Annotated in this window: 10 protein-coding genes; 8 read left to right on the top strand and 2 right to left on the bottom strand. The window is 69.1% G+C overall.

The window, feature by feature from the left end; all coding sequences use genetic code 11:
* Positions 1 to 60 precede the first annotated feature (60 nt).
* The 7 genes from AC068D_RS25705 (at position 61) to AC068D_RS25675 (ending at position 10,486) form a co-directional block, all read left to right on the top strand.
* Positions 61 to 2,886 carry an ATP-binding protein gene (locus AC068D_RS25705; protein WP_478825414.1) on the top strand — a complete coding sequence of 942 codons (2,826 nt, stop codon included), beginning with the start codon at positions 61 to 63 and terminating at the stop codon, positions 2,884 to 2,886.
* Between the two features lie 586 nt (positions 2,887 to 3,472).
* A complete protein-coding gene (locus tag AC068D_RS25700; protein WP_478825413.1) occupies positions 3,473 to 4,219 on the top strand; it encodes a PIG-L deacetylase family protein in 747 nt (248 codons plus the stop codon).
* Between the two features lie 250 nt (positions 4,220 to 4,469).
* Positions 4,470 to 6,125, top strand: a complete 1,656-nt coding sequence (gene glsA / locus AC068D_RS25695) for a glutaminase A (RefSeq protein ID WP_478825412.1) — start codon at positions 4,470 to 4,472, stop codon at positions 6,123 to 6,125.
* A 162-nt stretch (positions 6,126 to 6,287) separates the two neighbouring features.
* Positions 6,288 to 7,316: a glutamine synthetase gene (gene glnII / locus AC068D_RS25690; RefSeq protein ID WP_478825411.1), complete on the top strand. Its 1,029-nt coding sequence runs from the start codon at positions 6,288 to 6,290 to the stop codon at positions 7,314 to 7,316.
* A gap of 297 nt (positions 7,317 to 7,613) precedes the next feature.
* The gene (locus tag AC068D_RS25685) at positions 7,614 to 8,906 is read left to right on the top strand and encodes an ammonium transporter (RefSeq protein WP_478825410.1); all 1,293 of its coding nucleotides are present in this window, start codon (positions 7,614 to 7,616) and stop codon (positions 8,904 to 8,906) included.
* Positions 8,907 to 9,051: 145 nt separating this feature from the next.
* Positions 9,052 to 9,525: an acyl-CoA thioesterase gene (locus AC068D_RS25680; RefSeq protein WP_478825409.1), complete on the top strand. Its 474-nt coding sequence runs from the start codon at positions 9,052 to 9,054 to the stop codon at positions 9,523 to 9,525.
* Between the two features lie 4 nt (positions 9,526 to 9,529).
* A complete protein-coding gene (locus tag AC068D_RS25675; RefSeq protein WP_478825408.1) occupies positions 9,530 to 10,486 on the top strand; it encodes an aldo/keto reductase in 957 nt (318 codons plus the stop codon).
* An 88-nt stretch (positions 10,487 to 10,574) separates the two neighbouring features.
* Here AC068D_RS25675 and AC068D_RS25670 read toward each other — a convergent pair whose 3' ends face one another.
* Positions 10,575 to 10,715, bottom strand: coding sequence for a hypothetical protein (locus AC068D_RS25670; protein ID WP_478825407.1), 141 nt, complete (start codon positions 10,713 to 10,715; stop codon positions 10,575 to 10,577).
* 276 nt (positions 10,716 to 10,991) lie between these two features.
* On the opposite strand from AC068D_RS25670, the gene AC068D_RS25665 reads away from it, so the two are divergent.
* Positions 10,992 to 13,091 (top strand): SpoIIE family protein phosphatase, encoded by a 2,100-nt coding sequence (locus tag AC068D_RS25665; RefSeq protein ID WP_478825406.1) that lies wholly within the window; start codon positions 10,992 to 10,994, stop codon positions 13,089 to 13,091.
* Here the strand turns inward: AC068D_RS25665 and AC068D_RS25660 are convergent.
* Positions 13,085 to 13,615, bottom strand: coding sequence for a transglycosylase SLT domain-containing protein (locus AC068D_RS25660; RefSeq protein ID WP_478825405.1), 531 nt, complete (start codon positions 13,613 to 13,615; stop codon positions 13,085 to 13,087). The genes AC068D_RS25665 and AC068D_RS25660 overlap by 7 nt on opposite strands.
* Positions 13,616 to 13,779: the final 164 nt, after the last annotated feature.

Raw genomic sequence — 13,779 nt, 5'->3', positions numbered from 1 at the left:
GCTGTTCGAAATACGGACGGTATCCCTGCTGACCAGCGAGAACGGGAGCCTGCCCCGGCCGTGACCGGCAGGGAGCGCGAACTCGACGCCCTCATGGAGCTGTTCTCCGACGACCGGGGATCGAAGAGCACCGCCGTTCTGGTCCAGGGCCAGGCGGGCAGCGGAAAGAGCGCTGTGCTGCGGGCGGCCGTGAAGGCCGTCCGCAGACGCGGCGACACCGTTGTGTCCGCCTCCGGGGACATGATGGAGAGCGGATTCGCCTTCGGTGTGGTCCGCCAGTTGTTCGAGCACCTTGTCCGGGCCGCGGATGGGGGGCCGGATTCGCTGCTCTCCGGACACGCCGCCGGCGCCGCGCAGTTGCTCGCCCCGACGATGCCGGGCGACGTCCCGCCTCGTGCTCAGGACCAGGAACTCCTCAGCAGTCTCCACTGGCTGGCGGTCAATCTCACCTCGCACGGCAGGCTGCTGGTCGTCATCGACGATCTGCAGTGGGCCGACGCCGACTCACTGCGCTGGCTCCACTATCTGCTGCGGCGGGCGGGCAACCTGCCCCTGGTGGTTCTCGCCTCGCTCGGTCCCGAACAGACCCCCGGCAACGAGGAGATGACGGGCGCCGTACTGCGCCTCTTCCGTCATCAGCTCACGCTGCACCCGCTCGAGGAGGACGCCGTCACCGCCGTTGTCCGGGAAGTCCTGGGGACGGATGTCGAGGCGTCCTTCTCCAGGGTCTGCCGCACCGCGACGGGCGGCAATCTGTTTCTGCTGCACGCACTGCTGCGGACGGTCAGGGCGTGGAGGACCACCCCCGACGGAGCCCTCGCCATGGCGGAGCTCACGAACTGCACCCCGACAGGGGTCGGACCCGCCGTCCACAGCATGATCAGGCACTCGGGTCCGGACGCCGTCGCAGTGGCCCAGGCCCTGGCAGTGCTCGGCGGGTCCGCCGACATCGTTCTCGTCGCCGGGGTCGCCGGGCTGACCGAGGAGGCCACCCGGGATGCCGCACACCTGCTTGTCCGGACCGGGCTCATGACATGCAGCGATGACGGCGACGCAGCCTTCTCGTGTCCCGTGATCGGCACAGCCTTCGGCGACGAGGTCGTCCCCAGCCGGCGGCAGGAGCTCCATGCCCGTGCGGCGCGTCTGCTGCTGGCTCAGGAAGCCCCGGTCGAGAACGTCGCGGCCCATCTGCTGGCGGCACCGCTGGGAGTGCCCGGCGCCGCCGACGCACTGCACGCGGCGGCGGTCCTGGCGACGCAGCGTTCCTTGCCGGAAGACGCGATCGTCCTGCTGCAGCGTGCCCTGCGCGAAGCGCTCGACGACGAGTCGAGGGCGACGTTGCTCATCGGCCTCGGCAGGGCGGAACTCGCCACGAGCGTCCCGGACGCCGTCCGGCACCTCCAGCGGGGCCTGGAGCTGTCCCGGGATGCGACGCGGCGGACCGCCGCCGCCCGTACCCTCGCGGGGGCGCTGTTCGCACTCGACCGGTATCCCGAAGGCCTGGCGGCGCTGAAGAGCACCAGCGCGGCCCTCCGCCCGGTGGACGGCGTGAACGCCCTTCGGCTCGAGGTCGATTACCTGTACGGCAGCGTGAGCCTGCCGGCTTCGGCCACGGCCGCGATACCGCGGCTGCAGGAGCTCCGGATCTCCGATGCCGAGGGCGGGGCCGCGGAGCGACCGCTTGCCGCACTCCTCAGCCTGCGGGCGCTCATGGCCGGAGACGACCCCCAGGAGGTCGTCACCTTCGCCCGGCAGGCCCTGAGCCACGGTCTGAATCCCGCCGAGGACGAGTCCCTGGTGTACTTGGGCGCCGTCCTCGCCCTCGGGGCCGCCGGCCAGGGCGCACTGGCGCTCACCTACGCCGACGCCGCCGTGGACGAGGCCCGCGTCAGGGGATCCGCGCTGGCCTATGCGTATGCCGTCAGCACCCGTGCGGGTGTGCGCTGCAGGCTGGGCCAGGTGCTGGAGTGCCAGGCCGACGCGCAAGCGGCCCTGGACGCGCTCGGCGAGATCGGCATCGACCTCGGCAATACCCACAGCGTCGCCGCCGTCGCCACCTTGATGGACGCGCTGACGAAGCAGGGAAAGGCCGACGAGGCGGCCGCCCTGCTCGAACGGAGCCGGCTCACCGGCGACCTGAACGGCCACTGGATCCACGACTACGTGCTGCTGGTACGCGGACGGCTCCGAGTGGCCCAGGGGCGGACGCGGGACGGACTGGCCGATTTCCTGCTGAGCGGTCACCGGACCTGCGCACGGAAACTGCCCGGAGCGGGTGTGCTGCCCTGGCGCTCGGAGGCGGCCCTGGCACACGCGGCACTGGGTGAGCGGGACGCGGCCCTGGCACTGGCCCAGGAGGAGCTCGCGCTCGCCCGGGACTGGGGCGTTCCGGACTTCGAGGGTGTCGCCCTGCGCGCCGTGGGCGTGGTCACCGGCGGGACCGAGGGGTTCACCATGCTGCGCAGCGCGGTGGAGATTCTCGAAGGGAGCGAGGCGAAGTACAACCATGCACAGGCACTGACCGACTGCGGCACCCAGGCGCGCCATGCCGGGCAGCTCCAGGAGGCGCGGGTCCACCTGCAGCAGGCGGTCAGCGTCGCCCACCGGATCGGCGCCACCGTCGTGGGGGAGCACGCCCTGGCCGAGCTGCGTGCACTCGGCGACCGTCCACGCACCCGGGCGTTCCACGGCGTGGACTCCCTCACACCCACCGAGCGGCGGGTGGCGGACCTGGCCGCACAGGGGATGACCAACCGCGAGATCGCCCAGCACCTCTTCGTGGGTCTGCGCACGGTCGAGGTGCACCTCACCAATGTCTACCGCAAGCTCGCCATCGACGGCCGTCCAAGGCTCGTGGAGGCGCTGTCACGGGCGGAGGACTGCTGAGGCGTTGACCGGCCCGATGCCGGCGGGCCCGGCGGAACGCGCGAAGACCGTTCCGCCGGGCCTGTGCGTCGTCGGCGGATCCTTGCGGCGGCGCGCGGGGCCACCCACCCGTCCCCGTCCCTGTACCGGCACCCGGGATCCGGGATCCGGGACCAGGGCCCGACCGCCGGACCCGGGACCAGGCCCGAACCCCCGGAACCGGGACCAGGCCCGAACCCCCGGAACCGAGATCCGAGATCCTCCAAGATCCGGGACCAGGACCCGGGACCCCGACCCGGGCCGTGGTCCGGGGAATCCGGCACATGGCCGGTGCAGGAAGCGCCCCGGTGGAGTGCCTGTCTGTCGCTCCGCCTGCCCCGCGCCGCTCGATCCGCGCCGCTCGATCCGCGCCGCGTCCCGCCCGGGCTTTCGGTGAACGGCCCCTGACCGACCGGTCGCCGCTGTGCTGAATTGCCGGTCCGTACCGTCTGGCCGACCCTCCGGGTGAAGCGGGAGCGTGGTCCGGTGATCATGCACGGCACACCCGTCGCCGCGCATGCGTATGACATTTTCGTCACTTGCGAAGCGGAACAACATGAGTGATCTGATGAGTGATCTGGACTCTCCTGCCATCTTCTACTCCCCCCATCAGGACGACGAGACGATCGGCATGGCCGGTGCCATCCGGGAACACAAGGAAGCCGGTCGCCCCGTCCATCTGGTGCTGCTCACCAATGGGGTCAACCAAGGTCTCCTCGACATCGTGAACGGGGTCAACGGGCCGTGTCCCTTGGGTTCGAACTGTCGTATGCCCGACCACAGGCTGGGCTTGTCGATGGACGACCTGATCGCGGGGAGAACCGCCGAGTTCCACGCCGCGGCCGGACAACTGGGTGTCGACGAGGTGCATGCCATCGGCCTGAACGACGACGACGTCGTCACCGATCGCGCCGGATTCGTCGAGCGTGTCAAGGAAGTGATCCTCGATTTCGAGGACCGGTACCCGGGCGCCTCGCACAAGCTGGTCAGCGGATGGCGTGACCGGGTTCCCTCGGAACCCGGCCCGAATCCCACGCACTCGGCCTGCCGTGATGCCGCGGAAGCCCTTCGGGACCGGATCTCCGACTTCAGGTTCCACTGGACCTACGCGTATTTCTACGAACAGAGCACCCGTACCGCGGACTTCGTTCTGCAGCTGACCGACCAGCAGTTCGCGGCCAAGCGGCAGGCCATTCTCGAGTACAACCGCTGGGAACCGGACAACGGTCGCTATGCGCTCGGATACCACAGCGTCAGCACGCTGCTGGAGAACGCCTACAACGACTCCCGGGAGTACATCGACGTGCTCCACTGATCCCTGAAATCGCCTGAGTGGCGGGGGCCCGGCCGTGTGCCGGGCCCCCTGTCCGTTTCCAGGAACGGACCGGGACCCCTTTCGGTAATCGAGCGGAACCTCGCCACCGAAACATGAACCGAGGTCTGCTGATCGATACCCCCAAGGGTTTGATCCTCTCGGGTTTCGTGGGTTGCGCAGCCGTTGCCGATCTTGATGAAGTCGACCTGTCAACAGTGCCGGACCGCGGCAAACGAAAGCGGGGACCATCATGGTGAAAACGGGGAGCGAAGGAAAAGGGGGGAATGCGAGTCGTATCCGTGCCGGCGCCACCGGGGGTGTCAGGGAAGGCGCGTCCGACGACCCCGACGCATTCCGGGACCTGTTCGACTCGTTCAAGAAGGATGACCAGGGCCGCATTTCCCGTGTCGAAATCATGGCGCGACTCCACCAGGCGGGAATCACTCCTGACGACCCGCGGATGCAGGACGTCCGGGCCTCGGGCGAGGACACCCCCGACGACGGCCGGCGGCTGGACCTCGCGGCGTTCGCCAAACTGTGCCAACGGAATCGGCGGCTGCTCGCCCGAGCCGTCACCGGCGACCTGGTCATTCCGGACTTTCCTGCCTTCGTGTCCGGCATCACCGATGTCTACGAGAGCCTGCTGCCCGAGAAGGGCGGCCAAGTGGCCGACTACATACCCCAGTTGAAGCGAGTCCCGCCCGACCAGTTCGCGATTGCGATCTGCACGGTGGACGGCCAGCGCTTCTCGATCGGCGACGCCGGAGTGGGCTTCTGCGTGCAATCCGTCTGCAAGCCGATCAACTACTGCCTCACACTGGAGGAACACGGTGCAGACGTGGTCCACCGGCATGTGGGACGGGAGCCGAGCGGGCGCGGATTCAACGAGCTCTCGGTCAACGGGGACGGCCTTCCGCACAACCCGATGATCAACTCCGGTGCCATCATGAGCTGCTCGCTCATCGAGGCGTCGCTCGACATCGCCGACCGCTTCGACCACGTCGCAGCAACCTGGCGGAGGCTGTCCGGCGGCAGCTCCGTCGGATTCAACAACTCCGTCTACCTGTCCGAGCGGCAGACGGCCGACCGCAACTTCGCGCTCGGCTACTTCATGCGTGAGCACGGAGCCTTCCCGGCCGGCACCGACTTGATCGAGACCCTGGAGTTCTACTTCCAGTGCTGCTCCGTGGAACTCGACGCCGGTGCGCTGGCCTCGGTGGCCTCCACGCTGGCCAACGGCGGAGTCGTACCGCTCTCCGGTGACCGGGTCTTCTCCACCGACACGGTCCAGAAGTGCCTGTCCCTGATGTCCTCGTGCGGGATGTACGACTACTCGGGGGAATTCGCCTTCACCATCGGCCTGCCGGCGAAGAGCGGCGTCTCCGGCGCCCTCATGCTCGTCGTGCCCCAGGTGATGGGCATCGTCATCTGGTCGCCGAGACTGGACGCGCTCGGAAATTCGGTGCGCGGCATCGAGTTCTGCAAGCAACTGGTCGAGAAGTACAACTTCCACGTCTATGACTCGCTCGTGGGAAGTGACCGGGAGGGCAAGCGCGACCCGAGGCTGAAGAAGAACCAGACGGCGATCGAAGGAACGATCCGGCTCCTCTGGTCGGCTAGTCAGGGCGACCTCGACGGAGTACGTACCTCCCTGGCCTCCGGAATCGCCCCCTCCTCCTGCGATTACGACGGACGTACGGCGCTGCATCTGGCGGCAGCCGAGGGGCATCTGTCGGTCGCAGCCCATCTGCTGGAGCAGGGAGCCGATGCCGGAGCGACCGACCGATGGGGCGGGACCCCGCTCACGGATGCCGAGCAGGGACGCCATACCGCTGTCGTCGACGCCCTGGAGCGGGCGGCCGCCCCCCGTGCGGCGCCTCCCCGTGCCGAGAAGCAGACCGCCTGACCGTTCGGGTCCAGGGCGGACGCGAGACGAACCACATCCACGAACCCACCGCGCCGCCGGAAACCACCGCACCCGACACGGGCCTGCGGACCGAGCCGGCTGCCACCCACCGAGACCGGGACGGGACCTCCCCCGACCCGGCCGACCCAGGAGAAATGAGCCATGAGTTACCGCGCTGAGTACATCTGGATCGACGGCACCTCGCCGACCGCCCAGCTGCGTTCCAAGACGAAGATCGTCACCGACGGCGCCGAGCCGTCCACCTGGGGCTTCGACGGCTCCAGCACCAACCAGGCCGAGGGCCACGCATCGGACCGCGTGCTCGAGCCGATGTACACCTGCCCGGACCCGATCCACGGCGGGGACAACCTGCTGGTGCTCTGCGAGGTCCTCAACACCGACGGCACCCCGCACAGGTCCAACACCCGTGCCGAGCTGGCCCCGGTGGCGGAGCGCTTCGCGGCGCACGCCCCGGTCTTCGGCATCGAGCAGGAGTACACCTTCTTCGACGGCGCCCGCCCGCTCGGCTTCCCCGAGAGCGGATTCCCCGCCCCCCAGGGCGGCTACTACTGCGGTGTCGGTGCGGACGAGATCTTCGGCCGCGAGATCGTCGAGAAGCACCTCGCCCGCTGCCTCGCCGCCGGCCTGAGCATCTCGGGCATCAACGCCGAAGTCATGCCGGGCCAGTGGGAGTTCCAGGTCGGTCCGCTCTCCCCGCTGGACGTCGCCGACCAGCTGTGGATCGCCCGCTGGCTGCTCTACCGCACCGCCGAGGAGTTCGGAGTCTCCGTCACCCTCGACCCGAAGCCGGTGAAGGGCGACTGGAACGGCGCCGGCGCGCACACCAACTTCTCGACGCAGTCGATGCGCGAAGGATCCGAGGGCTATGCGGCGATCATCACCGCCTGCGAATCGCTCGGTGAGGGTTCCAAGCCGCTCGACCACGTCAAGAACTACGGCGCCGGTATCGACGAGCGGCTGACGGGTCTGCACGAGACCGCGCCCTGGGACCGGTACAGCTACGGGGTCTCGGACCGCGGTGCGTCGGTCCGTATCCCGTGGCAGGTCGAGAAGGACGGCAAGGGCTACATCGAGGACCGCCGCCCGAACGCCAACGTCGACCCGTACGTGGTGACCCGTCTCATCGTGGACACCTGCTGCACCGCACTCGAGAGGGCCGGTCTGGTCTGACCACGGGGCCGCCCCGGCTGCACTGCCGGGGCGGCGGCCCGGGACGTGACCGTTCGGGTATGCCCGTACGTCCATGACGCGGCGGCCGGTGGTGGCCGGGTTCCGGCCCCACCGGCCGTGCGGAGTGGTCGCGAAACCGCTGCTCGTCCGCCGCACAGGGCCGCGAGTCCGCGGATCCCCTTCCCTCTGAGCCGGGTCCGCGGTTCCCCCCGGCTGCTCGCACCGCCCGAAAACCGCACCATCACCATCACCGCTCCGGCGAACCGGGGCGGTTCAATCCACGAGGAGTAACCGGCCTTGAATGCCGCAGATACCGCATTCGTGCTGATCAGCGCTGCACTCGTCATGCTGATGACGCCCGGTCTGGCATTGTTCTACGGCGGCATGGCGCGGGCGAAGAGCGCCCTCAACATGCTCATGATGTCCTTTGTCTCGCTCGGTATCGTCAGTGTGCTCTGGGTGCTCTACGGGTACTCGCTCGCCTTCGGTGACGATCTCGGTGGCGGACTGCTGGGCAATCTCGACCACATCGGTCTCAAGGGCATCGACACCGAGACCCTGACCGGCGGGAGTGAAGGCATCCCGGTGTTCGCCTTCGCTCTGTTCCAGCTGACGTTCGCGGTGATCACCCCCGCGCTGATGAGCGGCGCCCTCGCCGACCGGGTGAAGTTCAGCGCCTGGGCGCTCTTCATCGCCCTGTGGGTGTCCCTGGTCTACTTCCCCGTTGCGCACTGGGTGTGGCAGGCCGACGGGTGGTTGTTCAAGCTCGAGGTGATCGACTTCGCGGGAGGGACGGCGGTCCACATCAACGCGGGGGTCGGCGCGCTCGCCGCGGTTCTGGTGGTGGGCAAGCGGATCGGGTTCAGGAAGGAGCCGATGCGCCCCCACAGCCTGCCGCTGGTCATGCTGGGCGCGGGGCTGCTGTGGTTCGGCTGGTTCGGGTTCAACGCCGGTTCCGCGCTGGCCGCCAACGGCACGGCCGCCGGTATGGCGCTGAACACTCAGGTCGCCACGGGTGCGGCGATGCTCGGCTGGCTGGCGTACGAACGGATCCGGCAGGGTGCGTTCACCACACTGGGCGCGGCTTCCGGCGCGGTGAGCGGCCTCGTGGCCATCACCCCTTCCGGCGCACACGTCGATGTGTTCGGTGCGATCCTCATCGGCGTCGTGGCGGGTGTGCTGTGCTCCTGGGCGGTGAGCCTGAAGTACAAGCTGGGCTACGACGATTCCCTGGACGTCGTCGCTGTCCATCTGGTGGGCGGGGTCGTCGGCACGCTGCTCGTGGGCGTCCTGGCCATCGACGGCGTCGGCGGTGCGCAACAGCTGGGCAAGCAGGCGATCGGCGCGTTCTCGGTGATGGCGTTCTCCTTCGTCGTGTCCTGGGTCCTGGCGAAGGGCGTCGACATGACGATCGGGTTCCGTGCGATCGAGGACCACGAGACCACCGGTGTCGACAAGGTCTTCCATGCCGAGACCGCCTACGACTTCGGTGCTCTGGACGGTTCGCCGGCAGGGCTGGGCAGAGCCCTCGTCGCCGGTATGGACGCGGGTCCGGCGCCCGTGGCCCGGAACCAGGAGACGAGCGTGTGAAGCCCGGCTGACGATCGTGCCGCCCCGATGGCCCGGCCCGGTCGGCGTGGGGTCACGGGTGGCACCGCTCCAGGACTCGTACAGGACACGCCGGCCGTCGACCGGCCCGCCAGAGCCGGGCGACCCGTTCAGAAGGAGAAGCAGCGTGCCGGAACCGGAAGTGACCTACCGCGGAACGGTGTACCCGTGGCACTGCGACCACATGGGGCACATGAACGTCATGTGGTACGTCGACGCGTTCGACAAGGCCACCTGGCAACTGCTCTTCTCCCTCGGCATCACTCCCGACCATCTGCGTACTCAGGGGCGGGGCATGGTGGTGGGGGAGCAGACGTTCTCGTACCAACGGGCGCTGAACGCCGGGGACGTGGCGCTGGTGCGTTCCCTGGTGCTGGAGGCGAGGGAAGACCTCATCCGCCTCTGTCACCGAATGGAGAACGCCGCTACGGGTGAGGTCGCGGCCGTGACGGTGCTGACCCGTGTCCACATCGACGCGAACGCCGGGCGGTCGTGCCCGATGCCGCCCGAGTTCGTCTCGGCAGCACAGAAGATGATCACTTCGGTTCCGGGGTCCGACCCGGTCCGGCTGCGTGCCCTCCTGACCTCCGTCATAGGGTGACGCCGTGACGACGAAGACGGGCCCGAGTGCCGGGCGGCTGCTGTACGGGTGCATGGGGCTCGGCGGTACATGGGACACCGAGCCCTACGGTTCCGAGGACATCGCTGCCGCGGAGGCGGCGATCACGGCCGCCCTGGACATCGGGATCACCACGTTCGACCATGCCGACATCTACCGGCACGGCAAGGCGGAAGCCGTCTTCGGCGAGGTTCTTGACCGCGCACCGGGGCTGCGCGAGCGCATCGTGGTGCAGACCAAGTGCGGTATCCGCCTGGCGAACGGCGAGCGCCCCGGAATCTACGATCTGCGCGGGCGGACCATTGAGCGGCGCGTCGAGGAGAGCCTGTCCCGCCTGCGGACCGACGTCATCGATGTGTTCCTGCTGCACCGGCCGGACCCGCTGGCCGACCCGGACGACATCGCCGGGGCACTGACCTCACTGCACCGGCAGGGTCTGGTACGCCGCTTCGGTGTCTCCAACATGGGCGCTGCCCAGATCTCCTCCCTCCAGGCGCGGCTCGATCTCCCTCTCGTCGCCGACCAACTGGAGATGAGCCTCCACCGGCGGGACTGGCTCGAAGCCGGCATCCTCGTGAACACGCCTGAGGCGGCGACGAACGGTTTTCCTTTCGGCACGCTCGAACACTGCGGGCAGAACGGGATCGAGCTGCAGGCATGGGGCGCCCTGGCGCAGGGCCGTTTCACGGGGCGCCAGGAAACGGCGGACGAACATGCGACCGCCCGGCTCATCCGGTCTCTGGCCGCGCAGAAGGACACCACCCCGGAGTCGATTCTGCTGTGGTGGTTGCAGCGGCATCCGGCGCGGATATCGCCGGTGATCGGGAGCGCCGGTCCCGGCCGCATCCTCGCCTGCCGTGACGCCGTGCAACGGCGGCCGGAGCTCACGCACGAGGAGTGGTACGACCTCTGGCTCACCGCTCGCGGTGCCCCGCTGCCCTGAGAGCCCCGGGCCCGTCCCCCGACTGCGGGCGGTCGTGTGCCGGCCGTGCCCGCAGGAGGTCGCTGCGCGGACCCGGGGACAGGGGAGGTCAGCTCGCCTCGTCGGCCGTACGCTCGCCCTCCGCCTGGGAGGGAGTGGTCCTGGCGACGTAGGGGTGCTGCTCCTCGACCGGTTCCGGGTCCTCACCCTCGGCCTGTGACGGGGTGGGGTACTCGTCGTAGTCACTCATCTCGTTCCCTCACTCTCCGTCCGCGCAGCTGCGCGGCAGTGGTGACGGGCCGCGCCGACGGACGTCGAAACCGGCGCCCGAACCGGCCTCCGTACCCGCCCTCACCAGCCTATGGCGGCTGCAGTGCCCCGGACCACAGGCACGGAGACGGAGCGGGGCCGCTCATGCCGGGCAGCCGGGCTCCGACATCCGCACAATGGGTGACAGGGATGCCGAGGGTCCTGCGCTGCTCCACGGCCGGCCGGCCGCTGTACCGCAGGTGGAAAGGATCTTCCTGTGCGATCAGACCGACCGGGGGCCGGGGGGAGCTCCGGTCCGCTCCGGTCGGAACCCGGGACGCTGCTGGAGCACGTCTCCGTGGCGGTCTTCGGTATCGGTGAGGACGACCGGATCTCCTTCTGGGGGCCCGGTGCGCAGGAGCTCTTCGGACACGATTCTGCGGCCGTGCTGTCCCGACCCGCCGCCGTCCTCTTCCCGGACGCACCGGCGGGCGATCCCCGGGCGGCCGCGCGGCTGGCGGAGCGGGGCCGGAACCTGGGGTACTGGCGCGGCCGGCTGCCGGCGCGGCATCAGGACGGCACGGTTTTCCGCTGCGGATTCCGGGTCTTCTCCGTGACGGGCGCCATGGGCGGTTCGCTGGTCATGGGCCTGGCGAGCCGGGAGGAGGAGCTCGACCGGGTGAAGACCAACCTCGCCTTCCTCGACGCCCTTTTCGCGACCTGCCCCATCGGGCTCGTTATGCTCGACGACAACCTTCGGTATGTCCACGTCAATCAGGCGCTCGCCGACATGGACGGCATGCCCATCGAGGACCACCTCGGACGGCCGATGGAAGAAGTCATGATCACGTCCGACGGCGGGGAGTACCAGCGCATGCTGAGAGCCGTCGCCAAAGAGGGCCGGCCCGTCATCAGCACGCTGGTGGGTCTGCGCACACCGGGGCGTCCCGACCGTGACCAGGTGCGGTCGGTGAGCTTCTTCCCGCTGACCCAGGCGGGAGACACGCGTCCCGGTCTGGGCGGGCTGCTGGTGGACGTGACGGACAGGGAGCAGGCCATCGTCGAGGCGACCGCGGCCCGCCAACGGCTGGATCTGCTCGACCGGGCCGCGGCGCGGATCGGCACCACACTGGATGTGGACGTGACCGCGCGGGAGCTGGTCGAGGTCGCGGTTCCGGACTTCTCCGACGCTTCCGTCGTGGAGGTCGTGGAGTGGATGGACGAAGCGGAGGTGTTCGACCCGGAAGCATCTCTGGTCACCCGCCGGATAGCCTCGGGCACCGTCCTTCCCCCTCCGGCCACCGAGCTCGTGAGCGGACTGGAGAGCGTGACGTACCCGCCGGGCTCCAACATCCACCGGATGCTCCGGACGCGCCGCCCGGTCTGCATTCCCGTGAACGAGGAATTCGTCGTCACGACCGTCCTGCATCAGGACCGTGCCCAGATGCTCATCGACAGCGGTCTCACCTGCATCCTCATCGCGCCGCTCATCGCCCGGGACACGATTCTGGGGCTCACCATGTTCGGCCGTTCCGGCGCCCGGCCGACCTTCACCGAGGAGGACCTCAGTCTGGCCGGTGAACTCGCCTCCCGTGCGGCCCTGTGTCTGGACAACGCACGTCTCTACAGCCGGGTCCAGGACATCGCACTGACACTGCAGCGCGCTCTGCTTCCCAGCGCCCTGTCGACCAGTCCCTGGGTGGAGGTCGCCCACCGCTACGTGCCCGGCAGTCGCATCACGGAGGTGGGCGGTGACTGGTACGACGTGATCAGCCTGTCCGGCGACCGAGTGGCGCTCGTCGTCGGCGATGTCATGGGGCACGGTGTCCCTGCCGCCGCGTCCATGGGCCGGCTGCGCATCACGGCCAAGGCGCTCGCGAGGCGCAACGTGGAGCCGGACGAGCTGCTCGCCGAACTGGACGCCTGTGCCGAGGAGTCGGGCATCGAGCTCGCGACCTGCGTGTATCTCGTCTACGACCCGAGGGGCGGTCTCGCCCGTATCGCCGGCGCCGGGCATCCCCCACCGCTCGTGCTCGACCCGAACGGTACGGTCACCACGGTCGGCGAGGTCCTGGGCGTGCCGCTCGGAGTCGGCGGCCACCCCTTCCGCACGATCGAGATCGGCATTCCCGACGGCGCCACCCTCGCCCTGTACACCGACGGCCTCATCGAGGCACGCGGCCGGCACATCGATGTGGGCATTGACCGTCTTCGCGCAGAACTGGCCGATGTCTCAGGCCCCTTGGAGGAGTCAGCGGACCGGATTCTCGCGAATCTGCTGCCCGGTCCGCCGCACGACGACACGGTTCTCGTCCTGGCCCGCGTCCACCGGTGTCCTCCGGACGCCGATCGGCGTGCGGACTCTACGCGTCAGTAGGCGGAGTCGACGTTGTCGATGGAGCCGTACCTGTCGGCGGCGTAGTTCGCGGCGGCGGTGATGTTGGCCACGGGGTCGGTGAGGTCGTGCGGGGTCCCCTTGACGTGGTACGCCTCGAAGGTCGGCTGGATGACCTGGAGCAGGCCCTTGGAGGGCGTGCCGTTCTGGGCGTTCACATCCCAGTCGTTCTGCGCGTCGGGGTTGCCGCCGGACTCGCGCATGATGTTGCGGTGCAGGCCCTCGTAGCTGCCCGGGATGTCCTTGGCCTTCATGATGTCGAGGGCTTCCTTGATCCAGCCGTCGAGGTTGTCGGCGTAGTCCTTCTTGCCCTTCTTCGCGGCCTCACTGTCGGCTGCCGCGGCCTTGCCGGCGGGGGCACCCGAAGGGGCGGCCGCGGCGGCGTGGGCGGGCGACGGCGCCAGGGTGAGTGCGGCGGCTGCGGCGCCCGCGGTGACCAGGCCCGTGACGGAGAACTTGCGGAGTCGGGCGGTGCGGCTGGTGCTCGTCTTCGTGTAGGCGGTCATACGGAAGTGACTCTCCATGGGGGACGTGGTGGGGGAGACCGGTCGGGTCGGGCCCGTCGGTGGCTCCCGGGAACGTCAGCCATGGTTAGCGGCGCCAGCCGAACGGCGCAAAGATGTGACGTACTAACCGACTACTGGCAAATGTCCGAAATGATCTCGTGCGG

The organism is Streptomyces sp. NPDC043861 (assembly GCF_056435905.1).
The sequence above is the reverse complement of the archived record's forward strand: the minus strand, read 5'-3'. Positions and strand labels throughout refer to the sequence as shown.

Coding starts and splice junctions, on each gene's coding strand:
- AC068D_RS25700 (WP_478825413.1), top strand. CDS start 3,473: ATGAGTGATCTGGACTCTCCTGCCATCTTCTACTCCCCCCATCAGGAC.
- glsA (WP_478825412.1), top strand. CDS start 4,470: ATGGTGAAAACGGGGAGCGAAGGAAAAGGGGGGAATGCGAGTCGTATC.
- glnII (WP_478825411.1), top strand. CDS start 6,288: ATGAGTTACCGCGCTGAGTACATCTGGATCGACGGCACCTCGCCGACC.
- AC068D_RS25670 (WP_478825407.1), bottom strand. CDS start 10,715: ATGAGTGACTACGACGAGTACCCCACCCCGTCACAGGCCGAGGGTGAG.
- AC068D_RS25660 (WP_478825405.1), bottom strand. CDS start 13,615: ATGACCGCCTACACGAAGACGAGCACCAGCCGCACCGCCCGACTCCGC.